The organism is Rhizobium sp. BE258, from assembly GCF_031457345.1.
Classification (GTDB): domain Bacteria; phylum Pseudomonadota; class Alphaproteobacteria; order Rhizobiales; family Rhizobiaceae; genus Rhizobium.
In genome coordinates this window covers 246,517-272,755 of sequence record NZ_JAVDWL010000008.1, presented here as the reverse complement: position 1 = coordinate 272,755, position 26,239 = coordinate 246,517, and the positions used below count along the sequence as shown (strand labels likewise).

At 61.4% G+C, this 26,239-nt stretch carries 25 protein-coding genes; 3 read left to right on the top strand and 22 right to left on the bottom strand.

The window, feature by feature from the left end; all coding sequences use genetic code 11:
* The first annotated feature begins 55 nt into the window (after positions 1-55).
* On the top strand, positions 56-2,161 hold the full coding sequence (gene recG / locus J2X43_RS26210; protein WP_310299338.1) for an ATP-dependent DNA helicase RecG: 2,106 nt from the start codon (positions 56-58) through the stop codon (positions 2,159-2,161).
* Here recG and J2X43_RS26205 read toward each other — a convergent pair.
* The 14 genes from J2X43_RS26205 to pcsA form a co-directional block, all read right to left on the bottom strand.
* On the bottom strand, positions 2,117-2,851 hold the full coding sequence (locus J2X43_RS26205) for a DUF502 domain-containing protein (protein ID WP_310299335.1): 735 nt from the start codon (positions 2,849-2,851) through the stop codon (positions 2,117-2,119). The two genes, recG and J2X43_RS26205, sit on opposite strands and share 45 nt — an antisense overlap.
* 120 nt (positions 2,852-2,971) lie before the next feature.
* Positions 2,972-4,798, bottom strand: coding sequence for a glutamine--fructose-6-phosphate transaminase (isomerizing) (gene glmS / locus J2X43_RS26200; RefSeq protein ID WP_310299332.1), 1,827 nt, complete (start codon positions 4,796-4,798; stop codon positions 2,972-2,974).
* A gap of 100 nt (positions 4,799-4,898) precedes the next feature.
* Entirely contained in the window at positions 4,899-6,260 is a 1,362-nt protein-coding gene (gene glmU / locus J2X43_RS26195) for a bifunctional UDP-N-acetylglucosamine diphosphorylase/glucosamine-1-phosphate N-acetyltransferase GlmU (protein ID WP_310299329.1), read from the bottom strand.
* Positions 6,261-6,352: 92 nt separating this feature from the next.
* Positions 6,353-7,093: a FadR/GntR family transcriptional regulator gene (locus J2X43_RS26190; RefSeq protein ID WP_405049648.1), complete on the bottom strand. Its 741-nt coding sequence runs from the start codon at positions 7,091-7,093 to the stop codon at positions 6,353-6,355.
* Positions 7,094-7,126: 33 nt separating this feature from the next.
* On the bottom strand, positions 7,127-8,089 hold the full coding sequence (gene yjfF, locus J2X43_RS26185; RefSeq protein WP_310299326.1) for a galactofuranose ABC transporter, permease protein YjfF: 963 nt from the start codon (positions 8,087-8,089) through the stop codon (positions 7,127-7,129).
* Positions 8,086-9,096 (bottom strand): ABC transporter permease, encoded by a 1,011-nt coding sequence (locus J2X43_RS26180; RefSeq protein ID WP_310299323.1) that lies wholly within the window; start codon positions 9,094-9,096, stop codon positions 8,086-8,088. The genes yjfF and J2X43_RS26180 overlap by 4 nt, the downstream gene beginning before the upstream one ends.
* Entirely contained in the window at positions 9,093-10,616 is a 1,524-nt protein-coding gene (gene ytfR, locus J2X43_RS26175; protein WP_310299320.1) for a galactofuranose ABC transporter, ATP-binding protein YtfR, read from the bottom strand. Before ytfR ends, J2X43_RS26180 begins: the two co-directional genes overlap by 4 nt.
* 118 nt (positions 10,617-10,734) lie before the next feature.
* On the bottom strand, positions 10,735-11,697 hold the full coding sequence (gene ytfQ, locus J2X43_RS26170; protein WP_112387421.1) for a galactofuranose ABC transporter, galactofuranose-binding protein YtfQ: 963 nt from the start codon (positions 11,695-11,697) through the stop codon (positions 10,735-10,737).
* Positions 11,698-11,845: 148 nt separating this feature from the next.
* The gene (locus J2X43_RS26165) at positions 11,846-12,916 is read right to left on the bottom strand and encodes a BMP family ABC transporter substrate-binding protein (RefSeq protein WP_310299314.1); all 1,071 of its coding nucleotides are present in this window, start codon (positions 12,914-12,916) and stop codon (positions 11,846-11,848) included.
* Positions 12,917-12,972: 56 nt separating this feature from the next.
* A complete protein-coding gene (locus J2X43_RS26160) occupies positions 12,973-13,893 on the bottom strand; it encodes an ABC transporter permease (RefSeq protein ID WP_112387423.1) in 921 nt (306 codons plus the stop codon).
* Positions 13,890-14,975 (bottom strand): ABC transporter permease, encoded by a 1,086-nt coding sequence (locus J2X43_RS26155; protein ID WP_310299311.1) that lies wholly within the window; start codon positions 14,973-14,975, stop codon positions 13,890-13,892. Before J2X43_RS26155 ends, J2X43_RS26160 begins: the two co-directional genes overlap by 4 nt.
* Positions 14,965-16,539 (bottom strand): ABC transporter ATP-binding protein, encoded by a 1,575-nt coding sequence (locus J2X43_RS26150; RefSeq protein WP_112539468.1) that lies wholly within the window; start codon positions 16,537-16,539, stop codon positions 14,965-14,967. Before J2X43_RS26150 ends, J2X43_RS26155 begins: the two co-directional genes overlap by 11 nt.
* Before the next feature lie 47 nt (positions 16,540-16,586).
* The gene (locus tag J2X43_RS26145; protein WP_310299306.1) at positions 16,587-17,567 is read right to left on the bottom strand and encodes a quinone oxidoreductase; all 981 of its coding nucleotides are present in this window, start codon (positions 17,565-17,567) and stop codon (positions 16,587-16,589) included.
* Positions 17,568-17,578: 11 nt separating this feature from the next.
* On the bottom strand, positions 17,579-18,307 hold the full coding sequence (gene pcsA, locus J2X43_RS26140; RefSeq protein WP_112387426.1) for a phosphatidylcholine synthase: 729 nt from the start codon (positions 18,305-18,307) through the stop codon (positions 17,579-17,581).
* 245 nt (positions 18,308-18,552) lie between these two features.
* Here pcsA and J2X43_RS26135 point away from each other — a divergent pair, with 245 nt between their 5' ends.
* The gene (locus tag J2X43_RS26135) at positions 18,553-19,365 is read left to right on the top strand and encodes a ferredoxin--NADP reductase (protein ID WP_112387494.1); all 813 of its coding nucleotides are present in this window, start codon (positions 18,553-18,555) and stop codon (positions 19,363-19,365) included.
* A gap of 51 nt (positions 19,366-19,416) precedes the next feature.
* On the opposite strand, the gene J2X43_RS26130 is transcribed toward J2X43_RS26135, so the two are convergent.
* The 6 genes from J2X43_RS26130 to J2X43_RS26105 all read right to left on the bottom strand — a co-directional run bounded on the left by J2X43_RS26130 (position 19,417) and on the right by J2X43_RS26105 (position 24,106).
* Entirely contained in the window at positions 19,417-20,031 is a 615-nt protein-coding gene (locus tag J2X43_RS26130; protein ID WP_310299301.1) for a GntR family transcriptional regulator, read from the bottom strand.
* 106 nt (positions 20,032-20,137) lie between these two features.
* Positions 20,138-21,346, bottom strand: coding sequence for an ABC transporter permease (locus J2X43_RS26125; RefSeq protein WP_310299298.1), 1,209 nt, complete (start codon positions 21,344-21,346; stop codon positions 20,138-20,140).
* Positions 21,336-22,052 carry an ABC transporter ATP-binding protein gene (locus J2X43_RS26120; protein WP_310299295.1) on the bottom strand — a complete coding sequence of 239 codons (717 nt, stop codon included), beginning with the start codon at positions 22,050-22,052 and terminating at the stop codon, positions 21,336-21,338. Before J2X43_RS26120 ends, J2X43_RS26125 begins: the two co-directional genes overlap by 11 nt.
* Positions 22,053-22,063: 11 nt before the next feature.
* Positions 22,064-23,374 (bottom strand): efflux RND transporter periplasmic adaptor subunit, encoded by a 1,311-nt coding sequence (locus J2X43_RS26115; protein WP_310299291.1) that lies wholly within the window; start codon positions 23,372-23,374, stop codon positions 22,064-22,066.
* Between the two features lie 145 nt (positions 23,375-23,519).
* Positions 23,520-23,897, bottom strand: a complete 378-nt coding sequence (locus J2X43_RS26110) for a GFA family protein (protein ID WP_310299288.1) — start codon at positions 23,895-23,897, stop codon at positions 23,520-23,522.
* Positions 23,894-24,106, bottom strand: coding sequence for a hypothetical protein (locus J2X43_RS26105; protein ID WP_112518449.1), 213 nt, complete (start codon positions 24,104-24,106; stop codon positions 23,894-23,896). The genes J2X43_RS26110 and J2X43_RS26105 overlap by 4 nt, the downstream gene beginning before the upstream one ends.
* Positions 24,107-24,308: 202 nt before the next feature.
* On the opposite strand from J2X43_RS26105, the gene J2X43_RS26100 reads away from it, so the two are divergent.
* On the top strand, positions 24,309-24,746 hold the full coding sequence (locus J2X43_RS26100) for a hypothetical protein (protein WP_112387433.1): 438 nt from the start codon (positions 24,309-24,311) through the stop codon (positions 24,744-24,746).
* A 368-nt stretch (positions 24,747-25,114) separates the two neighbouring features.
* Here J2X43_RS26100 and J2X43_RS26095 read toward each other — a convergent pair whose 3' ends face one another.
* Entirely contained in the window at positions 25,115-25,471 is a 357-nt protein-coding gene (locus J2X43_RS26095) for a hypothetical protein (protein WP_310299284.1), read from the bottom strand.
* A 124-nt stretch (positions 25,472-25,595) separates the two neighbouring features.
* A complete protein-coding gene (locus tag J2X43_RS26090; protein WP_112387435.1) occupies positions 25,596-26,171 on the bottom strand; it encodes a transglutaminase-like cysteine peptidase in 576 nt (191 codons plus the stop codon).
* Between the last annotated feature and the right edge of the window lie 68 nt (positions 26,172-26,239).

Sequence of the window (26,239 nt, the reverse complement as noted above, 5' to 3'; positions counted from 1 at the left end):
CGAAAGCGCGTTGTCAGCCTTGCCAAGGCCCTATTGTTCATCGCATTTTGCCGGCATGCGTCCCACCATTCTCGATCCGCTGTTTTCTCCCGTTTCGGCTCTTGCAGGCGTTGGTCCGAAGATCGCGGAACTGCTGGTCAAGCTTCTCGGCCGCGAGACGCCCGAGGATACGCGGATCGTCGATCTGCTGTTTCATGCGCCGTCTTCACTCGTCGACCGGCGCAATCAGCCGGGCATCGCACGGGCGCCGCAGGGGGCGATTGTGACGATCACCGGGCGGGTCGACCGGCATCAGGCGCCACCGCGCGGCAAGAGCAACATTCCCTACCGGGTGTTCCTGCATGACGAGACCGGCGAACTTGGCCTCGTGTTCTTCCGCGGGCAGGCCAACTGGCTCGAAAAGCAGCTGCCGCTCGATGAAGAGGTGACCGTCAGCGGCAAGGTCGACTGGTTCAACGGCCGGGCGACGATGGTGCATCCCGATTATATCGTGAAGGCAAGCGAGGCCGAGAACCTGCCGCTGGTCGAGCCGGTCTATCCGCTGACCGCGGGCCTATCGCCGAAGACCCTGCGCAAGATCATCGAGGCCGGCTTGCCGCGCATGCCCGAGCTTCCGGAATGGATCGATCTGGCCCTGACGCAGAAGCAGGCCCTGCCGACCATTCGCGACAGCTTCCATATGCTGCATGAACCGCAGGATGCGGCCGATATCGATCCGCAGGCGCCGGCACGCCGGCGCCTTGCCTATGACGAATTTCTGGCCGGCCAACTGTCGCTCAGCCTCGTCCGGCAGCGGTTACGCAAAGTCTCCGGTCAGCCCGTAAGTGCTACTGGAGAAATCAGCGGCAAGATATTGCAGTCGTTGCCATTTTCTCCAACAGGGAGCCAAACGCAAGCAATCGCCGAAGTGCTGAAGGATATGGCGAGCGAAGACCGGATGCTCCGCCTTCTGCAGGGCGATGTCGGTTCCGGCAAGACGCTTGTGGCACTGCTGGCGATGGCGGCGGTGATCGAAAGCGGCGGCCAGGCGGTGCTGATGGCGCCGACGGAAATCCTGGCGCGGCAGCACCATGCAACGATCTCGAAATTCGGTGCGGCCGCCGGCCTTCGCATCGAGGTGCTGACCGGCCGCACCAAGGGGCGCGAGCGCGAGGACATTCTTGAGCGCATTGCCTCCGGCGAGGCTCAGATCATCATCGGCACGCATGCGCTGTTCCAGGACAGCGTCAGCTACAAGAACCTGATGCTGGCGGTTGTCGACGAGCAGCATCGCTTCGGTGTTCACCAGCGCCTGCGGCTGACCGCCAAGGGCATCTCGCCGCACATGCTGGTGATGACCGCGACCCCCATCCCGCGCACGCTGGTGCTCGCCGCCTTCGGCGACATGGATGTCTCGAAGCTCACCGAGAAGCCGGCGGGGCGCAAACCGATCCATACGATCACCATTCCGAACGAACGTACCGGCGATATCGTCCAGCGGCTGAAGAGCGCATTGACCGAGGGCAAGAAAGCTTATTGGATCTGCCCGCTGGTCGAAGAATCCGAAGAGCTGGATCTGATGTCCGCCGAAGAACGGCATTCGACCCTGACCTCGGCGCTCGGCCCTGGCATCGGGCTGATCCATGGGCGGATGAGCGGGCCGGAAAAGGATGCCGTGATGATGGCGTTCAAGAATGGCGAGATTCGGCTGCTCGTGGCAACGACCGTCGTCGAAGTCGGCGTCGATGTGCCCGACGCGACGATCATGGTGATCGAGCATGCCGAGCGTTTCGGGCTGGCGCAGCTGCACCAGCTGCGCGGCCGTGTCGGGCGCGGCGACGAGGCGTCCACCTGCATCCTGCTCTACAAGGGGCCGCTCGGGGAAACAGGGCACGCGCGCTTGACGATCATGCGGGAGACCGAAGATGGATTCCGGATCGCAGAGGAAGATCTGAAGCTGCGCGGCGAAGGCGAATTGCTCGGCACACGGCAATCTGGAACGCCGGGCTTCCGCATCGCCAGCCTGGAAGCGCATGCCGATCTGCTGGAGATCGCCCGCAAGGACGCGGCCTATCTGATCGAGCGAGATCCGGAACTGACCAGCGAGCGCGGACAGGCGGTCCGCACCCTGCTCTACCTATTCCGGCGCGATGAGGCGATCCGCTTTCTTCACGCGGGCTGAGAGCTTCGGCTTGACGTTCGGCTGCGGCTCAGCGCCCGGTATGACCGGCAGATGCTCAGGCGTGACCAGGCCGCCTGATATCAGCAGCTTGGCGCCATCCTCGGCACTCATATCCAGCACGAGGATCTTTTCCCGCGGCACGAAGATCAGGAATCCGGCGGTCGGCACCGGCGTTGGCGGCAGAAAGACGCTGACCATGTCCTTGCCCATCGCATTGAACTTCGAGGCGATCTCGCCCTTGGCATCGGTGGCGATGAACACCAGCGACCAGAGGCCGGCGCTCGGATATTCGATCAGCCCGACCTTCTTGAAGGAGTTGCTGCGCTCCTTGAGCACGGTCTCGAAGATCTGCTTCACGCTCTTGTAGATGCTGCGCACCAGCGGCACTCGGCGCACCAGCGATTCGCTGAACTGCACGATCGTCTGGCCGATCAGGTTCTTGCCGAGAAAACCGATGATGGTGATGAAAATCATCGCGATCAGCAGGCCGGAGCCCGGGACCGCGAAATTCAGATAGCTGTCCGGATCATAACGGGCCGGAATATAGGGTTTCACCCAGCTGTCGGCCCAGCGCACGACAGACCATGTCAGCCACAGGGTAATAGCGATCGGCGCGCAGATGATGAGGCCCGCGAGGAAATTGTTTCTGATGCGCGTTGCAATCGGCAAACGGGGAATCTTGTTCGTCATCGCTGGCGATGAACTCCCTTGAGTCTATCGGCTTTCGTGATCCGGCGCTCCCCCGTACCTTCGAAACGAAGCTGCCAGAATTCGGTTCCCCGGACAAGCCTCGTCCGGGGATTTCCAGGTTCACTCCACCGTGACCGACTTGGCAAGGTTGCGCGGCTGATCGACATCGGTGCCCATGAAGACGGCCGTGTGATAGGCGAGCAGCTGGATCGGCAGCGAGAAGATCATCGGGGCGATAATCTCATCGACGTTCGGCAGGGTGATGGTAGCCATGGTCGGCAGCTTCGAGGCGCCGGCACCGGCCTCGTCAGTGATGAAGATGATACGGCCGCCGCGGGCTGCTACTTCCTGCATGTTGGAGACCGTCTTGTCGAAGAAGCGGTCATAAGGGGCGATGACGATGACCGGCATGTTCTCGTCGATCAGTGCGATCGGCCCATGCTTGAGTTCGCCGGCGGCATAGCCTTCGGCGTGGATATAGGAAATCTCCTTGAGCTTCAGCGCACCTTCCATGGCCAGCGGGAAGCTGGTGCCGCGGCCGAGATAGAGCACGTCGCGGCACTTGGACAGCTCGCGCGACAGGCTCTCCATCTGCGGCTGGATGAGGTTCAGCACGCGGCTCATGATGCGCGGCATCTCGGCCAGATGCTTGACGAGCTCCTTTTCGTCCTTGGCGGTCAGCGTGCCACGAGCCTTGGCGGCGCCGAGTGCCAGCGAGGCCAGCACGGCCAGCTGGCAGGTGAAGGCCTTGGTCGAGGCAACGCCGATTTCCGGACCGGCCATGATCGGGAAGACGGCATCGGATTCACGGGCGATCGTCGATTCCCGGACGTTCACGACGGCGCCGATCTTCAGGCCGTTTTCCTTGCAGTAGCGCAGCGATGCCAACGTATCGGCGGTCTCACCTGACTGCGAGATGAAGAGCGCGGCCTGTGTCGGTTGCAGCGGCATTTCGCGGTAGCGGAACTCCGAGGCGACGTCGATCTCGACGGGCAGGCGCGCATAGCGCTCGAACCAGTATTTGCCGACAAGGCCGGCAAGATAGGCCGTGCCGCAGGCGGAGATCGCCAGGCTGCTGACCGACTTGAAATCGATACCTGCGGCGTTGGCGCCGACAGTGTTGTCGGCGAAGTTTACGTAGTGGCTAAGCGCGTGGGAGATGACCTCCGGCTGCTCATAGATTTCCTTCTCCATGAAGTGGCGGTGATTGCCCTTGTCGACGACATAGGCTGTTGCCTGGGAAATCTGGCGCGGGCGCTTTACGACGTTGCCGCTGAAATCGAGGATCGTCGCGCCGTCGCGGCTGATGATCGCGCAGTCGCCGTCGACGAGGTAGGTGATCTCGCTGGTGAAGGGAGATAGCGCAATGGCATCCGACCCCAGGAACATCTCGCCCTTGCCGTGACCGATGGCGAGCGGCGGGCCCGAGCGGGCAGCCATGATCGTGTTTGGATGATCCTTCAGCATCACCGCCAGCGCGAAGGCGCCGGTGACGCGGTTCAGCATCTTCAGCAGTGCTGCCTGCGGCTGCAGGCCTTCACCCAGATATTTCGCCATCAGGTGGGCGATGACCTCGGTATCGGTCTGGCTTTCAAAGACCGAACCTTCGGCGGTCAGGTGATCGCGAATTTCCGAGAAGTTTTCGATGATGCCGTTATGAACGACGGCCACGCCTTCGACGAAATGCGGATGGGCATTGGTTTCGTTCGGAACCCCGTGCGTTGCCCAGCGGGTGTGAGCGATGCCAACAGTGCCGTCGAGCGGCTCCGAATCAAGGCGTTTCTCGAGATTGAAAAGTTTGCCCTCGGCCCGGCGGCGATCCATCACGCCGTCATAGACCGTGGCGACACCGGCCGAGTCATAGCCCCGGTATTCCAGGCGCTTCAGCGCATCGACCAGACGCCCGGCAACCGGCTTGCTACCGACGATCCCAACAATACCACACATGAAATTATCCCCAACCGCTTCGAAATAGTGACGCCACTCCTATCGATTTATTCTTATTTCTCAATCGGTCAGGTGGTCACTTTGGATTTCGGGCCGTAACTCAGCCCTTGGCCTTCTTCTGAGCCTTGATCGCCAGCGCCCGCTCGCGCAAAATCCTCGCACGCTCCGGCTTTATTTCCTGGCGCGCACGTCCAAATGCAAGCGCTTCGTCCGGAACATCATCGGTGATGACGCTGCCGGACGCAATGTAGGCGCCATCCCCAATCTGGACAGGTGCAACCAACGAACTGTTCGACCCAATGAAGGCGTTGGCACCGATCCTGGTCTCGTGCTTGTTCACCCCGTCGTAATTGCAGGTGATGGTCCCTGCCCCGATATTGGTGTGAGCGCCGACGACGGCGTCGCCGATATAGGTCAGATGGTTGACCTTGGCGCCCTCGGCGATCTTGCCATTCTTCACTTCGCAGAAATTGCCGACCTTCGAGCCCTCGCCGAGATCGGCGCCTGGGCGCAGGCGTGCAAACGGGCCGACCGTGGCGCCGGCGCTGACATGGGCACCCTCGATATGCGAGAAGGCGTGAATGACGGCGCCGCTGTCGATCGCCACACCGGGTCCGAAGATGATGTTCGGTTCGATCAACGCATCCTGGCCGATCACTGTGTCATGCGACAGGAAGACAGTTTCAGGCGCGATCATCGACACGCCTGACAGCATCAGTTCGTGGCGGCGGCGCTCCTGCCAGAGGCGCTCAATGTTAGCAAGCTCGGCGCGGTTGTTGCAGCCAGTCATCTCGACTTCCGGCGCATCGACCGCCGTGACCCGGCCGCCCAGCGAGCGGGCGATCTCGACGAGGTCGGTCAGATAATATTCGCCCTTGGCATTGCTGTTACCGATGCGGGAAAGCAGATCCAGCGCCTTGCGGCCGTTGATCGCCATCAGGCCGCTGTTGCACCAGTTTACGGTGCGCTCGGCATCGGTCGCGTCCTTTTCTTCGCGGATGGCAATGAGTTCGCCGTCCTTGACGAGCAGACGACCGTAGCCGGTCGGCTTGTCCGTATGGAAGCCGATGACGACGATGTCGCTGCCATCAGCGAGCCCCTGACGTGCCGCCTTCAGCGGTCCGTCGGTCTGCAGCGGAACATCGCCGTAGGTGACGAGGATGTCGTCATAGCCGCGGGCGATCGCCTCGCGGGCAGCGAGAACCGCATGACCGGTGCCAAGCCGCTCCTTTTGCAAATGCGCCTCGACGGCAACGCCGCTGACCGATGCGGCTTTTGCCACTTCGTCGGCGTCGCGGCCAACGACAAGTGCCACTGAGGAAATGCCGGCCTTCGAGACCGCGTCAACTACATGGGCGATCATCGGCCGGTTGGCGACGGGATGCAGCACCTTCGACTTCGAAGACTTCATGCGGGTGCTGTCACCGGCGGCGAGGATGACGGCAAGGCAGGTGCGTTCCATATGCAGGCTCCGGGAATCCGTTGTTCGGCGCTTTTGCTGTGACATAGCAGCAACGCGAAGCGACGACAAAGATGAAAAATGGATTTACGCCGCTAGGCCGATGCGCGGCTCATCGTGAGGAATGCTTCGTGGACGTGATCGCGCCCATCGATGATCACATCCTCCATCGCCTTGCGCGCGCCGGCGACGTCGCCAGCGGCGATCGCATCGACGATCCGCATGTGGGTATCGGCGATATTCGAAAAGCCGTTCTGCGATGGCGGTGTGCTGATGCGGAACATGCCGACAAGGGCTGCCTCGATCAGGCTGCCGAGCGTGCGCATGAAGGGGTTGTGCGAGGCATCGGCGACCGCCAGATGGAACCTGAGGTCGGCGAGCGCCAAGCTCTCGGTGGTGTGGCCGGGTTCCGCCATGACCAGTGCCAGTTCGCGCAGATGCGCGATGTCATCGCCGGTGGCGCGCTCGGCGACGAGGCCAGCCGCGAAGGGTTCGAATGCCAGGCGGATATCGTAGAGCTGCAGCAGGAATTCTTCGGTGGCGCCGTTATCGAAGTGCCAGGCGATGATCTCGCTGTCGAACATGTTCCAGAGGTTCTTCTCCGTCACACGCGTTCCGACGCGCGCCTTGGCAACGACCATACCCTTGGCGGCAAGCGTCTTCATGGTTTCGCGAAGCACCGTGCGGGAAACCTTGAAGCGCTGGGCGAGCTCCACGTCACCGGGCAGGATCGAGCCGACCGGATATGTTCCGGCGACCATGGCTCTGCCAAGCTCGTCCACGACCTGTGCGTGGCTTGTCCGTGTCTTCCGCCCCGTTCTGCGGGTATCAATCATTCTGTTGCGCAAGCAACACGTCCTCCGTCAGGCCTACCTCTTGTTCAGGCTGGAAAGGAACAGAATGGCCTTCTGCATCAGAATGAATGCAAAGAGCAGAAGCCCGATCAAGATCTTCGTCCACCAGCTCGACAAGGTCCCGTCGAAGGTGATGTATGTCTGAATGAGCCCCTGTATCAGGAGACCGATGAAGGTCCCTGCTACAAATCCTGCACCCCCAGTCAGCAGCGTCCCTCCGATGACGACCGCTGCGATGGCATCGAGCTCGACGCCCACCGCTGCAAGGGAATAACCGGCCGACGTATAGAGCGAAAAAACGATTCCGGATAGGCCCGCGAGAAAGCCCGAAAGCGCGTAGATCTGGATGGTCGTCTTGGCGACCGGAACCCCCATCAGCTCGGCGGTCTGCACCCCGCCGCCAAGCGCATAGACGTTGGCGCCGAAGCGTGTGCGGTGGGCGACAACGATTCCGGCGATGAAGACGATGAGCATGATGCCGCCGATCAGCGTCAGGCGGCCGCCGCCCGGTAGGCGGTAGTAGATGCTGGTCAGCGTCGAATAGTAGTCATGTTCGATCGGGATGCTGTCGATCGACAGCACATAGGACATGCCCCGCGCCAGGAACATGCCGGCGAGCGTGACGATGAAGGGCGGCATCTTCAGATAGTGGATCGCCGCGCCCATCAGCCCGCCGAAGACGGTGGTGATAACAAGCACCAGCACGAAGGCGAGCAGCGGGTGAATGGAGGTGTCGCGCAGAATGACGGCGAGGAAGACGCCGGTGAAGGCGATGACCGAACCGATCGACAGATCGATGCCGCCGGAAATGATGACGAAGGTCATGCCGACGGCGGCGATGCCGAGAAAGGCATTGTCGGTCAGAAGGTTTCCGGCAACGCGCGTCGACAGCATGTTGGGATACTGCAGCGCGCAGGCCGCATAGGCCAGGATGAAGATGACGATGGTCGCGAGCAGCGGCAGGTATCGGGAATTCATTTCGGCTGCTCCGCTCTGGACTTGCGGCTGAAGAAGACAGCGGCAGACTGCAGCGCCGGCGACTGGATGATTAGGATCACCAGGATGATCACCGCCTTGATGATGAGGTTGAACTCCGGCGGGAAGCCCGACAGCAGGATGCCTGTGTTGACCGACTGGATGATCATCGCGCCGATCAGCGAACCGAGAATGCTGAACCGCCCGCCGAGCAGCGAATTGCCGCCGACGACGACAGCCAGGATGGCGTCGAGCTCCAGCCACAGCCCGGCGTTGTTGGCATCCGCGCCCTTGATATCGGCGGCGACGATGATGCCGGCGATTGCTGCGCAAAGGCCGCTCAGCATATAGACGGCCATCAGCAAGACAGGTGTGCGAACGCCGGAAAGTGTGCTGGCTCTTCGGTTTATGCCGACTGCTTCAACCAGCATGCCAAGAGCGGTGCGGCGGACCAGCGCGATAACGATCGCCCCGGCCACCAGCCAGATGACGACGGGCATCGGCAGGAAGGCGAAGGAGCCGCTGCCGAAGAAGATCAGGCCGGGATCGTTGAAGGTCATGATCACGCCTTCGGTGATCAGCTGGGCGATGCCGCGTCCGGCGACCATCAGCACCAGTGTGGCGATGATCGGCTGAATGTTGAGGACGGCAACCAGGAAGCCATTCCAGACGCCGCAAAGCAGACCGACGACCAGCGCTGCGATCAGCGTATAGCCGAGCGAGTTCCCTGAAACGATCGAGGATGCCGCGACCGCGCCGCAGATGGCGATGACGGCACCGACTGAGAGATCGATCCCCTTGGTGGCGATCACGAGCGTCATGCCGATCGCCAGCAGCGCCACCGGCGCCCCGCGGTTCAGCACGTCGATCAGACTGCCATAGAGGCGGTCATTTTGAATAACGACATTAAAAAATTGCGGAAACATGATGAAATTCAACAAAAGAATGACAGCAATCGCAATCAATTGCGGCGCTAGGCGTATGGCAAGCGCCTTCAGCGAGGAACTCATGCATCCTCCGTTTTTTTGTCAGCCGCAGCAATGGCATCGACGATGCCGGATGCGGTTATGCGGTCGCCGGTCAGCTCGGCAATATGCTCGCGGTCTCGCAGCACGATGACGCGCGAGCTATAGGCGACAAGTTCTTCCAGTTCCGAGGAAATGACGATCAACGACATGCCCTTGGCACAGAGCTCTTCGATCAGCCGGATGATCTCGGCATGGGCGCCGACATCGATACCGCGCGTCGGCTCGTCGAGGATCAGGAAATCCGGATTGGTGGCCAGCCAGCGCGCCAGAATGGCTTTCTGCTGGTTGCCCCCTGACAGCAGCCGGATCGGCTTCTCGCGGTCCGTGGTGCGGATATCCAGCGCCTTGATATATTGGTCGGCCAGAGCATTCTGCTCGCTGCGGGAGAGCGGCCTCGCCCAGCCGCGGCGCGCCTGGAGCGCCAGCGCGATATTTTCGCGGATCGACAGGTCGCCGATGATGCCATCGGTCTTGCGATCCTCGGGGCAGAAGCCGAAGCCATGGCGGATTGCCGCCCTTGGATTGGCCAGCGCGACCGGCTTGCCGTCAACTTCGGCCTTGCCGCTATCGGCATTCTCGATGCCGAACAGCAGTTCCGCGGTCTCGGTGCGGCCGGATCCGAGGAGACCCGCGATGCCGACGACTTCCCCGACGCGGACATCGAGGTCGAAGGGCTTCACCTTGCCGCGCTTACCGTAACCCTCGAAGCGGTACTTGACCGCGCCCGCGGCAATGCTGCGCTCCTTGGCGGCCTCTTCGGCATGCGCCAGTTCGCGGCCGAGCATCATCGAGATCAGACCCTGCCGGGGCAGGTCCGCCTTGTCGCGGGTGCCGACCAGCTTGCCGTTGCGCAGCACGGTGATGCGATCGCTGATCTCATAGACCTGCTCAAGGAAGTGGGTAATGAAAACAATGCCTAGTCTCCGCTCCTTCAAGTTCTTGATGATGCCGAAGAGCATCGCCACTTCCTGGGTGTCCAGGCTGGCGGTCGGCTCGTCGAGGATCAGGACCTTGCCTGAGAGATCGACGGCGCGGGCAATGGCGATGACCTGCTGCACGGCGACCGAGAAGCGATCGAGCTGTGCGGTGACGTCGATGGTAAGACCGTATTGTGCCAGCAGGTCGCGCGCCTGCCGGTTCATCGCGCGGATATCCAGCATGCCGAAGCGGCGCGGCTGGCGGCCGAGAAACAGGTTTTCTGCGACGCTGAGATTGGCGAGGAGGTTGACCTCCTGATAGACCGTGCCAATGCCGAGCTTCTGGGCTGCCAGCGTATCGGCAGGATCGATGTGTTGGCCATCGAGCGACAGCGTGCCTTCATCGCGGCGATAGGCGCCCGTCATGCATTTGATCAGCGTCGACTTGCCTGCCCCGTTTTCGCCGAGCAGCGCATGCACTTCGCCCTTGCGCAGCGTGAAATCAACCTTATCCAGCGCCACCGCGCCGGGGAAGAATTTCGATATGCCAGACGCGACGAGGACGTTCTCGAAATCGTGAATCATGGTCCGGTCTTTTCCTGATATTCAGCCGTCTTGCCGTTGCAGGCGCGAGACATGATGTCCCGCGTGCAGAGGCAGGTCCGCACCGGTCCATGATGGGCCGGTGCGGGTTCAGTGCCGATCAGTAACCGAGACCCTTCTTGGACTCGTAGACCTTCTTCGGATCGTCAGCCTGGGTATAGAGCTTCGATTCCGTCTGGATCCACTTCGGCGGCGCCTTCTTGTCCTTCAAGTAGGCGTCGAGGGCGTCGAAAGCCGGGCCTGCCATGTTCGGCGTCAGCTCGACGGTCGCGTTGGCCTCACCTGCGGCCATGGCCGTGAAGATATCCGGAACGGAGTCGATCGAGACGACGAGGATATCCTTGCCCGGCTTCAGGCCGGCTTCCTTGATCGCCTGGATGCCACCGACGGCCATGTCGTCGTTATGGGCGTAGAGGGCGCAGATATCTTTGCCGCCATTCTCCGCCTTCAGGAAGCTTTCCATGACTTCCTTGCCCTTGGCACGGGTGAAGTCACCCGTCTGGCTGCGGACGATCTTGAAGTTCTTGTGGCCGGCAATGGCTTCCTCGAAGCCCTTCTTGCGGGCGATCGCCGGCGAGGAGCCGGTGGTGCCCTGAAGCTCGACGACGTTGCACTTCTTGTCGCCAACATTCTTGACGAGCCAGTCGCCGGCAACCTTGCCTTCGTGGATCTGGTCCGATGTCACAGCCGTCAGATATAGATCATCCGGAGCCTTGATCGTGCGGTCGAGAAGGATGACCGGGATTTCGGCTTCCTTGGCTTCCTTCAGGACATCGTCCCAGCCGGTTTCGACAACCGGTGCGAGAAGGATGGCGTTGACGCCCTGCGCGATGAAGGAGCGGATCGCCTTGATCTGGTTTTCCTGCTTCTGCTGAGCATCGGAGAACTTCAGGTCGATGCCGCGCTTCTCGGCTTCCTGCTTGGTGACGGTCGTCTCCGCCGCACGCCAGCCCGACTCCGAGCCGATCTGCGAAAAGCCGACGACGAGCTGGGCCGCGTTGGCCGAACCGAACATGCAGGCAGCCAAAACCGTGGCACTCAAAAGTGCAGTTTTCAATTTCATGATTGTCTCTCCCAATTGCCGCTCCTCGCGGCAGGCTCAAAAAATCATATAGTATTACTTTTGTAAATGGACATTTTAGCATGCGCTGCAGCAAAAAAGGCGCTCCTTTCGGAGCGCCTTTCGCAATCGCAAAAGTTGCGGCCAAATATTATTGCGGCAGCTTGTCGTCGACGCCTTCGACGTAGAAGTTCATGCCGAGCAGCGTGCCGTCGTCAGCCTTTTCGCCAGCCTTGAGCCACGGCGTACCGTCCTGCTTGTTGATCGGGCCGGTGAACGGATGCAACTCGCCGGACTTGATCTTGGCTTCGGTTTCCTCGGCCATCTTCTTCACGTCATCCGGCATGTTCGTGTAGGGCGCCATCTTCAGGATGTTATCCTTCAGACCATCCCAGCTCTGCTCGGACTTCCAGGTGCCGTCGAGCAGCGCGTGCACGCGCTTGGAGTAGTAGTTGCCCCAGGTATCGACGATTGCCGTCAGCTGCGCCTTAGGGCCGGCCGCGATCATGTCGGATGCCTGACCGAAAGCGTGGATGCCGCGCTCTTCGGCAACCTGCATCGGCGCGGTCGTGTCGGTGTGCTGGGTCAGAACATCGACGCCCTGGTCGATCATCGCCTTGGCAGCGTCGGCTTCCTTGCCCGGGTCGAACCAGGTGTTCACCCAGATGACCTTGAGCTTGAACTCCGGATCGACGGACTTCGCGCCCTGCTCGAACGCGTTGATACCCATCACGACTTCAGGGATCGGGAAGGAGGCGATGTAGGCCGCGCCGTGCTTCTTCGATGTCTTGGCGGCGATCTGGCCGAGGATATAGCGGCCTTCATAGAAGCGCGAGTTGTAGGTCGCGAGATTCGGGCCGGACTTGTAGCCAGTGCCGTGCTCGAACTTCACATCCGGGAACTTGGCAGCAACCTTGACGGTCGCATCCATGAAGCCGAACGAGGTGGTGAAGATCAGCTTGCAGCCCGAACGGGCGAGACGCTCGATGGCGCGCTCGGCATCCGGACCTTCCGGAACGTTTTCGAGATAAGGCGTGTCGATCTTGTCGCCGAATTCCTTCTGGATCTGCTGGCGGCCGAGATCGTGCGCCTGCGAGTAGCCGCCGTCGGTGTGCGAACCGACATAGACGAAGCAGATCTTGGTCTTGTCCGCAGCCTGAGCCGAGCCGACGCTGATCAGCGCGGCAGCGGAAGCAGCGAGTGCGAGTGCTATTTTCTTCATGGTGACCCCTGTTGGTTTTGAAGAGATTTCCGGAAACCCGTCTGATTCTTGTTCTTTTATCGCTCCGGGACGAAGGCTTTGCCAAGCGACGCGGGCGTGTTGATCAACGTCGTGCGCCGATTATGAGAAATGATGATGAGAACCACAATAGTGGCCGCATAGGGCAGCATCGACAGGAACTGCGCCGGAATGCCGATGCCGAATGCCTGGGCATGCAGCTGCAGAATGGTGACGGCGCCGAAGAGATAACCGCCAGCAAAGACGCGTAGCGGCCGCCAGGAGGCGAAGACGACCAGTGCCAGCGTGATCCAGCCGCGCCCGGACGACATGTTCTCCACCCATTGCGGCGTATAGACCAGCGACAGCTGAGCGCCCGCCAGACCGGCGCAGGCGCCGCCGAAGATGACGGCGAGATAACGGGTTCTGATGACATTGATGCCGAGTGCATGGGCCGAGGCGTGATTGTCGCCAATGGCGCGCAGCTTCAGTCCGGCACGGCTGCGAAACAGGAACCAGCTGACGCCGATCAGCAGTGCAATCGACAGGTAGAAGGTCAGGTCCTGGCGGAAGAGCACCGAGCCGATCACGGGAATGTCAGACAGGAACGGGAAGACGATCGGGCTCAGCCGGATGCCGGGGACGCTGACGAAGGATTCGCCGAGCATGCCTGAAACACCGAGGCCGAGGATCGTCAGCGCCAGACCTGTCGCGACCTGGTTGGCGACCAGCGTCAGTGTCAGGAAGCCGAAGAGCAGCGAGAAGAGCGCACCGGCAGCGATGCCGCAGATCAGGCCGATATAGGGCGAACCGCTCAGTTGTGCACCAGCAAAGGCGGCGACGGCACCCATGATCATCATGCCCTCGACGCCGAGGTTAAGGACGCCGGAGCGCTCCGCCACCAGTTCGCCGAGTGCCGCGATGACGAGCGGTGTGGAGGCGGTGATGACGGTGAGAAGAATGGCTTCGAAGATGCTCATGCCGCACCTCCCCGGACCCGCGACCAGATAATGCGGATCTTGTAATAAATCAGCGTATCGCAGGAAAGCACGAAGAACAGCAGCAGCCCCTGGAAGACGCGCGTCACCTTGTCGGAAACGCCGATCGAGAGCTGCGCCGCCTCGCCGCCGAGATAGGTCAGCGCCAGCACCAGGCCCGAGAGAATGATGCCGAGCGGGTTCAGTCGCCCGAGGAAGGCGACGATGATCGCGGTGAAGCCATAGCCCGGCGATATCGCCGGCTGCAGATGCCCGATCGAGCCGGAGACTTCCGAAATACCGGCAAGCCCCGCAAGCGCGCCGGAGAACAGGAAGCCGAACCAGATCATCCGCTTCGAGGAAAACCCTGCAAAGCGCCCTGCCCGTTCCGACTGGCCGAGCACAACGACCTCGAAGCCCTTCAGCGTGTATTTCATCATGAACCAGACGAGCACGGCGGCGACGATCGCGAAGATGAAGGCCCAGTGGGCGCGGCCGGATTCCTCCCATATCGCCGGAAGCGTTGCCTCCGGCGGGAAGCTGACGCTTTCAGGGAAGTTGAAGCCCTGCGGGTTGCGCCAGCGGCCGCGGATCAGCCAATCGAGGAACAGCTGGGCGATATAGACCAGCATCAGCGAGGTCAGGATTTCGTTGGTATTGAAATGCGCCTTCAGCAGCGCCGGGATCGCGGCAAACAGCGCGCCACCGATCGCGCCCATTATCAGCATCAGCGGCAGCACCATCGGCGAATGCCATTCGGTAAAGACGATCGGCAGGATAGAGCCGGTAATGGCGCCGACCGTGAACTGACCTTCGGCACCAATATTCCAGTTATTCGAGCGGTAACAAACGGACAGGCCGACGGCGATCAGGATCAGCGGTGCCGCCTTGATCGCCAGCTCATGCAACGACCAGACCTCAAGCAGCGGCTCGATGAAGAAGGCGTCGAGCGCCTGGATCGGGTCCTTTCCGAGGATCGCGAACATGATCGCACCGGCAATCAGCGTCAGTGCCAAAGCCAGCAGCGGCGAGACGAAAGCGTAGAGCTTCGAGACCTGCGGGCGCTTTTCGAGTTCAATGCGCATGTGCGGCCTCCGCAGCGGGCTTGCTGTCGTGCAGGCCGCCCATCAGCAGGCCGATCTTTTCGCGCGTCAACTCGCCAGCCGGGAACGGCGGCGACAGACGTCCCTCGGAGATGACGGCGATCTCGGTCGCCACCTCGAAGATCTCGTCGAGATCCTGGCTGATGACGATCACGGCCGAACCGGCGCGCGCCAGATCGACGAGCGCCTGGCGGATGCGGCTTGCCGCACCGGCATCGACGCCCCAGGTCGGCTGGTTGACGACGAGTACGGCCGGCTGGCGGTCGAGTTCGCGGCCGACGATGAATTTCTGCAGATTGCCACCTGAGAGCGATCCGGCTGCGGGATCCTCACCGCTCTTGCGTACGTCCATAGCTTCGGAGATACGGCGCGCAGCATTTTTCACCGCACCATGGCGGATGACGCCGAGAAAGCCGCCACCAAGGAACGACTTGCGGTCGGACTGGCAGCGCGCCAGGACGAGATTGTCGGAAAGCTTCATGGCTGAGACAGCCGCGTGGCCGTGGCGTTCCTCGGGAACGAAGCCTGCGCCCAGCAGGCGGCGCGCGGTGATCCCCACGTTGCCGACGGGCTTGCTGCGGATGACGACGGCCGATGGCTCGGAGACCGGATACTCGCCCGATAGCGCGTCGAAGAGTTCGCCCTGGCCATTTCCGGCAACACCGGCGATCGCGAGGATTTCACCGGAGCGCACCGCAAGCGAGACATCCCTCAGAGGCATCGCAAAGGGCGTGCGCGCGGCAACAGAGAGGCTGCTGACTGCAAGCTGCACCTCGCCCTTGTTGCCGCGATCGGGATGCGTGACGGCTGCGACATCGCTGCCGACCATCATGCGGGCGAGCGATGCCGGCGTCTCCTGCTTCGGATCGCAGGCACCCGTCACCTTGCCGTGGCGCAGCACTGTTGCGCGGTCGCAGATGCGCTGCACTTCCTCGAGACGATGGCTGATATAGAGAACCGACCGGCCCTCGGCCTTGAGCTTGAAAAGCGTTTCGAACAGCTTGTCGGCTTCCTGCGGCGTCAGCACCGACGTCGGCTCGTCGAGAATGATCAGCTTGGGGTTCTGCAGCAATGCGCGGACGATCTCGATGCGCTGGCGCTCGCCGACCGAGAGATCGGCAACATGGGCATGCGGATCGAGCGGCAGACCGTAAGCTGCCGACAGCGTGCGCGCCTCTTCGGCGATCTTGCCGATCGGAATGGTGTCAGCGAGGGAAAGCGCGATGTTTTCGGCAACGGTCAGCGCCTCGAACAGCGAGAAGTGCTGAAAGACCATGCCGATGCCGAGATTGCGGGCTTCACCGGGAGAGCCGATCGATACAGGCTTGCCTTGCCAGAGGATGTGACCTGCCGTCGGCTCCAGCACGCCGAACAGCATTTTCACCAGGGTCGATTTGCCGGCACCGTTTTCTCCAAGCAGGGCATGGATTTCGCCGGGCGCAATATCGAGGTCGATTTCATTGCAGGCAGCAAAGCTGCCGAAGTGCTTGGTCAGCTTCTGGACCGACAGTAACGCACCAGACGACGGCGCATTGGATGACGACACGTTCCCCTCATTTCTCTCTGCCGATCCGTCCTTTTTGCACGGAATCCCTATGGGATCAGCAGCGTAGTTCCAGTCGTTTTTCTTGTTTCCAGATCCGCGTGAGCCCGTCCCACCTCACGCAACGGATAGGTTTGATTGATATTGATACGCACTTTGTTGCTCAGCACAACAGCAAATAGCGCGTTTGCACAATCCTTAAGCTCCTGCGGTGTCGCAATATAGCTGAAGAGCGTCGGCCGGGTGGCGTAGAGCGAGCCCCGTTGCGCCAGCGCCGACATGGTGAAGTTCTCGATGGCGCCCGAGGATTGGCCGAAGGAAACGAACAGGCCGCGCGGCTTCAGGCAATCGAGCGATTGCGGAAAGGTGTCGCGGCCGATCGAGTCATAGACGACGTCAACGCCCTTGGCCGCTGTTATTTCCTTCACACGGTCGAGGAAGTTTCCGGCCTTGTAGTTGATGACGTGGTCATAGCCGTATTCAAGCGCCAGCTTGACCTTGTCGTCGGAACCGGCCGTGCCGATAACCGTCGCGCCAAGTGCCCTTGCCCACTGGCCGGCAATCAGGCCAACGCCGCCGGCGGCGGCGTGAAACAGCAGCACCGTTTCAGGTCCAACCTTGAAGGTGCGGTTCAGGAGATATTCGGCGGTCATGCCCTTCAGCATCATCGCCGCCGCGGTCTCCAGGCTGACACCGTCGGGAACCTTGACGAGATGCTTGGTCTCGACGTTGCGCTCAACGCTATAAGCGCCGTCCGCGCCGGCATAGGCAACGCGGTCGCCGACGGCAAAATCGGTGACGCCGGGCCCGACCGCGGTAACAGTTCCCGCAGCTTCCTTACCGGGAACGAAGGGCAGATGCGGCGCCTTGTAGGTGCCGTCGCGGAAATAGACGTCGATGAAATTCAGGCCGATTGCGGCATGCTTCAGCTGCACTTCACCGGCAGATGGCGGCGGCAGATCGACATCAACATATTCCAGAACCTCTGGTCCGCCATTGCGGCTAAATGCGACTGCCTTCGTCTTTGCCATCATGCCTGTCCTTATGCCGATTTTCCGAGCGCCGGGAAAAACTGCAGCACGGCGCCGATGCAATAGAGATAGATACCGCTGATGATGAAGAGAACAACCGCCCAGTGCGGAATGCTGAAATGCATCAGCAGCGCATAGATGCCGATCGCTGACCAGAGGAAGAAGACGCCGAGATTGAGCGGCCGCAGCCGCTTGACGCGGACCGGGTGCAGGAAGTTGATCGGCAGGAAGGTCAGGACCACAGATACGGTGACGACGATCATCGCGGTCAAGGCGCTGGCATCCATGACGAACAATGTGAAGACGATCATGTTCCAGACGACGGGGAATCCGGAGAAGAAATACTCTTCCGTCTTCATGCCCATGTCGGCATAATAGATGGCGCTGGAGACGACGATCATGCCGGCCGCGGCAAAGGACCAGGGCTCGCCGATCATGCCGCTCTGATAGAGCGCAAATGCTGGTAGCAGTACGTAGGTGACGTAGTCGATGATGTTGTCGAGCGTATCGCCAGACCAGTTGGGCAGCACTTCCTTGACGCGGACCTTGCGTGCGATCGGGCCGTCGATACCATCGACGAGCAGTGCCAGACCCAGCCACCAGAACATATCGATGAAGCGATGCTCTGCAGCGGCGACGACACCGAGAAAAGCCAGAAATGAGCCGGAAGCCGTCAGAATGTGGACGGAAAAGGCGCGCATTTCCGCATAGGGCACGCGCTTGTAATTGAAAATCTTCATGTTTCCCCGTACCGCCTGCCGCCCCCATTACTACCGGGCGCGTTTTGGCCCTAATATGCATCCTTTGCCCCGCTCCGCCAGATCAAAAGCGAAAAGAGCCCACAGGGCATTGAATCATGAGAATGACATGCATATTTCGCGGCTGGCACGCGGCAGAGAATGGATTGCCTTTAATTTGCGGTGGTTTTGTAATATCAGCCTCGCAATAGAATTATCGTGCGATGAATACGGGATCCGATACCGAAATGAACGCCCCTGCAAAGACCGAAGACTTCGCCTCCTCCATTCCGGCAAACGTCTATGCCGAAACGGTGCTGAGCGTCACGCATTATACCGACCGGCTGTTCCGCTTCACGATGACCCGGCCGCAGGGCTTCCGTTTCCGCTCCGGCGAGTTTGCGATGATCGGCCTGATGGTCGAAGGCAAGCCGGTGTTCCGCGCCTATTCGATCGCAAGCCCCGCTTGGGCCGAAGAGCTCGAATTCTTCTCGATCAAGGTTCCGGATGGTCCGCTGACCTCGCATCTGCAGGGCATCAAGCCCGGCGACCAGGTGCTGATGCGCAAGAAGCCGACCGGTACGCTGGTTCTCGATGCGCTGACCCCCGGCAAGCGTCTCTACATGTTCTCGACCGGCACCGGCATCGCGCCCTTCGCCAGCCTGATCCGCGATCCCGAGACCTATGAGAAGTTCGAGGAAGTCATCCTCACCCACACGACCCGCGACGTCGCCGAACTGAAATACGGCTTCGACCTCGTCGACGAGATCCGCAACGACGAGCTTCTCAGCGAAGTCGTCGGCGACAAGCTGCGCCACTACGCGACCGTCACCCGCGAAGATTTCGAGCGCACCGGCCGCATCACCGACCTGATTGAATCCGGCAAGCTGTTCACCGATCTCGGCATCCCGCCGATCGACCCGGCCATCGACCGCGGCATGATCTGCGGCTCTTCGGCGATGCTGAAGGACACCAAGGAACTGCTGGAAAAGGCAGGCCTTGAAGAAGGCGCCAACAGCAAGCCGGCAGAATTCGTCATCGAGCGCGCCTTCGTCGGCTGATAGGCCCAACTGGATTTCAGGATAATAACGGCTCCGGAAACGGGGCCGTTTTCATTTCTGGCTGAGATAGTCGATCAGCACGGTCATCGTATCGCGAGCAGCGTCGGTGCGGCCTTCGCGGATCGCCTCGATCGTTGCGACGTGAAGCGCGATGGAACGCTCCATGCGCGACGGGTTTGCCGTCGAGTACCAGATGCGGCGAGCGTGGGTCTGGACCGGGCCGAGCGCTGACGTGATGAAGCGGTTCGGGCAGGCCTCCTCCAGCACTTCGTCGAACGCCTTGTCGGCGGCAAAGAAGGCGGAGAGATCGCCGCTGTCGGCGCAGGCGCGCATGGTGTTCTCGCAGCCGGCCAGCGCCTCGCGCTGGTCCTCGTTCGCATGCTCGGCGACCAGTGCAGCGGCAATTGGTTCCAGCTCGCGACGCACCTGCATGACGCTCGCGTGATCATCGGGGCCGATCTCGGCGATCTGCAGGCCGACGCGCGGGCGCACGATGATCAGTCCCTGCCAGGCGAGCTTCTGGATCGCCTCGCGGACCGGCGTACGGCCGTGGCCGGTCATGTCGATCAGCTGCCGTTCGGTCACCATGGCGCCAGGCTTGACCGCGAGCGTGACGATCGCGTGCTCCAGCGCCAGATAGGATTGGTGACTTTGCGAATTCTGCATCTCAGATCCGGGGCACAAGTTACTGATATATCATCCCTTGCACGCATCCCGCGCGATGGCAAGGTGACGTTTGAGGGATGACATATCAAACTGCGGTGACGTCACCTCACTCATGGCGCAGGGCCTCGATCGGGTTCAGCTGGGCGGCGCGGCGGGCCGGGAAATAGCCGAAGATCATGCCGATCGCTGCCGAGAAGGCAAAGGCAACACCGATCATCAGCGGGCTGACGACGAAGGGAACCTTGAGTAGGGTCACCGAGACGAAGCCGATCCCCATGCCGAGCACGATGCCGGTGATGCCGCCGAAGAGCGACAGCGCCACCGCCTCGACGAGGAACTGCATCAGCACCTGCGTTTCCAGCGCGCCGATCGCCAGGCGAATGCCGATCTCGCGGGTCCTCTCGGTGACCGAAACAAGCATGATGTTCATGATGCCGATACCGCCGACCAGCAGGCTGATGGCCGCGACCGCGCCGAGCAGGCCGGTCAGCAGCGTCGTCGTGCCGGTCATCGCCTCAGCGATCTGCGTCATGTCATTGACGTTGAAATCGTCCTCGCGGCCGGGAATGATCTTGCGCCGCTCACGCAGCAGGTTCTCCGTCTCATCCTGGATCTTCGACGTCGGAACGCCGTCGCGGGCCGAGATGACGATCATCTGCACGTTGGCGTTCGCCTTGCCGCCGATGCGGCGCTGGTAGACCTTCACCGGCATGATGACGACATCGTCCTGGTCGTTGCCCATGCCCGACTGGCCACGCTTGGCGAGAACGCCGATGACGCTGCAGGAAACCTTGCCGACGCGGATCTGCTGGCCGGTCGGATCGGCTGCTCCGAAGAGCTGCGAGCGTACGGTCTCGCCGAGAATGCAACGCGCCCTGCCGCGTTCTTCCGCCGCATCGAAGGTGCGGCCAAGCGCCATGTCCCAATCCTGCGCCACGAAATAGTCGTTGGTCGTGCCCATGACGCTGGTCGAATGGCTCTGGCCCCCATAGATGACCGTCGCGGTCGTCTGGTTGAGCGGGGCAACGGCGCGCAGGCCGCCGACCTGATCGCGGATCGCCTCGACGTCCTTGACCGTGAAGCGGCGCGCTTCGGTACTCGCGCGTCCGGGACCGAACTGGCCGGGCCTTGCGAAAAGCATGTTGGTGCCGAGGCGCTGCAATTCGGTCGTGACCTGTGCCGTCGTGCCGTTGCCGATCGTCACAAGGGCGATGACGGCGGCGACGCCGATGACCACGCCGAGCACAGTCAGGAACGATCGCAGCATGTTGCGGGTGATGGCCCGCAGGGCAAGTTTCAGCGTTTCAAGAAACATGGCCTGCCCTCGCCTGATGCACAGTTTCGGTTTCGAGCTTACCATCGACGAAGCGCAGCAGCCGCCGCGCATAGGCGGCGATGTCAGGCTCGTGCGTGACCATGACGATGGTGATCCCCTGTTCCCGGTTCAACCGGGTCATCAGGTCCATGATTTCGACGCTGGTCCTGGTGTCGAGATTGCCAGTCGGTTCGTCGGCGAGCAACAGCGCTGGCTCGGTGACGATGGCGCGGGCGATGGCGACGCGCTGCTGCTGGCCGCCGGAGAGTTCCTGCGTCTTGTGGTTTTCGCGGCCAGACAGGCCGACCAGCTTCAACGCCTCCCTGGCACGCTCGTGCCGTTCGCCGGCCGCCATGCCGCGATAGATCAGCGGCAGCTCGACATTCTCGACAGCTGATGTGCGCGACAGCAGGTTGAAGCCCTGGAAGACGAAGCCCAGCATGTGGCGCCGCAACAGGGTCAGCTGGCTGCGATCGAATCCGCCGGTGGAGATGCCCTGAAAGACATAGTCGCCCGATGTCGGCACATCGAGGCAGCCGAGGATATTCATCGCCGTCGATTTGCCGGAGCCCGAGGGGCCCATGATGGCGACGAACTCATGGGCATTGATCGTCATGTCGACATGGTCGAGCGCGCGGATTGCCGCCTCGCCCTCGCCGTAGACTTTCGACACCTGCTTGAATTCCAGAAGCGGCGGATTGCTCATCGCTCTGCCGCCTACCGGGTCTTCGCCGTGGCGTCGGTCACAAGCGCGTCGCCTTCCTTGACGTCGCCCGGCGCCACCTGCGTGAACTGGCCATCGGAGGAACCCACCTGGATCACCACGGGTACCTGCCGCTCTCCCCGGAGAACCCAGATGCGGCGCTTGTTTCCCGTCAGCGCTTCACCGCCGGCACCCGAACGCGGACCCATGCGCGGTGGCCGGAAGAGACCGAGCAGTCCGCGGTTGCGGCCGGAGCCCGCTTCCGGCGGGGCATAGCGCAGCGAGGCGTTCGGCACCATCAGCGTGTTCTTGACGGCCTCGACCGTCACGTCTGCGGTCGCCGTCATGCCGGGGCGCAGCAGAAGATCTGCATTGTCGACCGACAGTACCGCCTTGTAGGTGACGACATTGTTAGTGGTCTCGGAGGCAAAGCGGATCTGCTCGATTTCAGCCGGGAACGTGCGGTCGGGATAGGCGTCGACGGTAAATGTCGCCTTCTGCCCAACGGCGATCTGGCCGACATCGGCCTCATCGACATCGACCTGCAGCTCCATCTTCTTCAGATCGCCGCCGATGACGAAGAGAACGGGCGCCGACAGCGATGCGGCGACCGTCGCGCCGGGATCGACGGAGCGGGTCAGGATGACGCCGTCGATCGGCGAAACGATACGCGACTTTTGCAGATTGACCTCGGCAAGCTGGAGATCGGCCTCGGCAGACAGGACGTCGGCCTCGTTGATCTGTTTGGCGGCGACGGCGGAATCATACTTGTAGGTCGCGTCGTCGAGGCTCTGGCGGGTCGTGACGTTGCTCTGCACGAGGTTCTTCACGCGATCCAGCGAGGTGCGGGCCGATTCGAGATCCGCGCTAGCCTTGGTGACATTGGCCTGTGCCGATGCCAGCTTCGCTCGTGAGCTCTTGGCATCAGCCTCCAGCTTGGTGGTGTCGAGAACGGCAAGCACGTCGCCTGCCTTGACGGTGCTGTTGTAATCGACATTGACGTCCCGGACGGTGCCGGACAGCTCGCTCGATATATCGACCTGCTCGGTCGGCTGGACGGAGCCGGTCGCGGTCACCAGAACCGTCAGATCGCCGCGCTTCACCGGCTGGGTCGTGTAGCTATATTCGTTGCCGCCGCGGCCGGCATAATAATAGGCCGCGCCGCCGCCGATGATGATGATTGCCACCGCTGCCAGCAGCCTGCCGCGCCACCGGCCGGACCGGCGCTGCTTGCCCGACGCGGCGAGAACGGCTGCCAGATCGGCATGGCCGGGCGCTTGCGGGGCAGACAGTTTCGGGCCGGTTCCAGATTCGGAATCGCTCATGAAAGTCCTCAAACAGAGATATAAGAGCATCTGCTCGGTTCAGCCCTAGATACATAGGCAAGATGAACCGGAGATTAGCGATAGAGGCGCATTGCCACGGAAAGCGGGCGATGTGCAATTAAATCTTGGTAATGAAAATCCGGTTTTAATCCGCATCGCCGGGAAACTGACCAGCACCGGCGATTGGATGCAGCCAGCTTTCGCGCCGCTTCGTCCAGATCTCGTGGTCGGGCTGGATCTCGCCCGGCGCGTCATCGAGGGAACCCAATCGAATCTCAGCCTTGTCTTCCGTCAGGCAGAAAAGCCGGCCGCCGCAGAGCGGGCAGAAACTGCGGCCAGCAAAGACCGATACTCTACCCGAATAGGACAGCGCGGCGCGTGGCCAGATGGCGAAGGCTGAAAACAGGGAGCCGCTTTCCTTGCGGCAATCCGCGCAATGGCACAGACCGGAGAGCAAGGGCGCGCCGGCAATGACGTATCGGACGGCGCCGCAGAGGCAACCGCCTGTTTGCGATAGGCTCACATGCGGACACCCGGCGCCGGGAGCGGCGGCTTGCGCTTGGCCGCCATCAGCAGGTCGAGTTCGGTCGCCGATGGTCCGAATTTCTCGAACAGCCGTTTCGCCTCTTCATCGTCGAGCCGGTATTTGCGGGCGAACTCGCTGATGCTGTAAGGGCGCCCGCGCAGCACTTTGCGGGGCGCAGTGATCCCCTCGCCCGATTGCTCTGACATGAAACATCCCTCCTTCGGTTCAAAAGGAAACTAGGGCGCGGCCACATGATGGAAAGGACAGCCCAGCCAGGAAGGTGAAAGTGCAACCTTCAATATTTTCAGGAATTATACTTATGGTTGGTGAGATGAAATGCCACGTTGACTAAGAATTTCGTCCGGACCGATAGTTTACCCGTACAAGGTACAATCGGAGGATGGACCAATGCTTAATCGTGCAGTTCTGCTGACCTCGCTTGCGTTTCTCGGTGCCACCGCCTTCATGGCAACGCCGGCTTCGGCACTGACGATGAAGGAATGTAGCGCCAAGTATAAGTCCGCGCAGACGGATGGTTCGGCCAAGGGCGTCAAGTGGAACGACTTCCGCAAGGCGCAGTGCGGCGCGGATGCTACCGCCGAGCCCGATGTCTCGCTCAACACCAACGAAGAGCCGGAAAAACCCACCACGGCAGCTCCGTCAGGCGTCAAGTTCCCGACGGCGATCTCGACGAAATATGCCAGCGAAAAACCCGGTAAGGCACGCATGCATACCTGCGTCGACGCCTATAACGAGGACAAGGCCAGCAATTCGCTTGGCGGTCTGAAGTGGATCCAGAAAGGCGGCGGTTACTACAGCCTCTGCAATGCGAAGCTAAAGAGCTGAGCATAGCCTGATGTGATGCCATGCCCCGCTGCGCGTTCAGCGGGGCATCCCCAAATCTCACGATATCCTGAAACGCGGCCTTCGATCATAACTATGCCATCCAAACGCGCGATGGCGGTCGCGCCAGGATAGAGCGGTACCCGAGGCGGGGCCGCAAAACGAGGGATCAGGCCATGTGGGATATCATTACGATCGTCGCAATCTTCAGCATCTTGTTCATCGGCCGCGAGGCGCAGACGGTGGTTGCGAAGGCACGCGCCTCGGGCTGGAACGACTTTCCCCGGCGCTGATCCAGCAATTTCTTTTGACAGCTGGAAACAAAAAAGCGCGCCCTGACGGCGCGCTTTTCTTTTGAGGCTTGTCTGCGATCAGCGGCAGACGCGCATGCTCTCCATATGCCAGCCGCCATCATAGGCGTTGGGTACGCGACGGTCCTCGAACCAGCAGCGCGGCGGAGGCGGTGGTGGCGGCTCGACATAGCGCGGACCATTGTTATTGACGATCGCGCCACCGATCATGCCACCGATCACACCGGCAGCCAGGCCACCGGCAATCGCAGCACCGGTATTGTCATGGTGGCGGCGGCGCGGCGGTGGTGGTGGCGGGTAATAGCCGCGGTCACGCCGCTGCCATCCATAATCCTGAGCGACGGAAGCCGGCGCGGTCGCCAGCATGGCGCTTCCCGCGATGACCGCCGCAAGGGTCGAAATGAGTATCTTCTTCATCATGTCTCCAGTCGAGCTTCCGCGCTTCGCGCACCGCACTCAAACATGGAAACAATGGCATCATTGCGATTAATCCAGCATTAACGACGTGCGCACCGTGCACGCCTTTCCTACCGCATCGCGGTCACGAGAACTCGCCCGCCCGAGGGCCTGCAAGCGTCACGCGCCAAACCGATCGCGCCCGGAAATCTTGGGTTGCCAGGAAGGTGTAAGGCGTACGCTGCCAAGGCCGCACCGCATTCGTCAGATTATCGAGCACGTAGTCGCTGCCATCGGTGCGGGCAATCAGCACGACGTGATTCTGATCGTGCGGGCCAATCACCACCGACAGCGCCAGCCGGTCCGCCGGGAAACCCGCATCGATCAGATCCTTCATCTTCTGCAGCGCGTAGTCTTCGCAATCGCCGCGGCCGCCTGTCGGCAGCGACCAGTCGTCGCCATTTGCGGCCAGCGGACCATCATTTTGCGGAATGACCCGTCCGTTTACGGCACGGTTGACTTTTTGCAGCAACGGCACACCGGCGCCCTCACCGGCCTGATGCGACGACGTCTTGTGACAAAGCCACCTGTACTTGGCGCAGGCCGACGCGAATCCGACGGGCGCGCCGATACTGCGCGTGACCGGCAGGAACTGACCCGCAAAGGCTTGAAATTGCAGAGAAAGAAACAAAGCGAAAACAGCAGCAATAAGACGAATCATATGTAAGCCCCTCTATTTGCGGCGGGACAATAACATGCTTTTTATTAGAGCTTTAGTAAAATTTTATA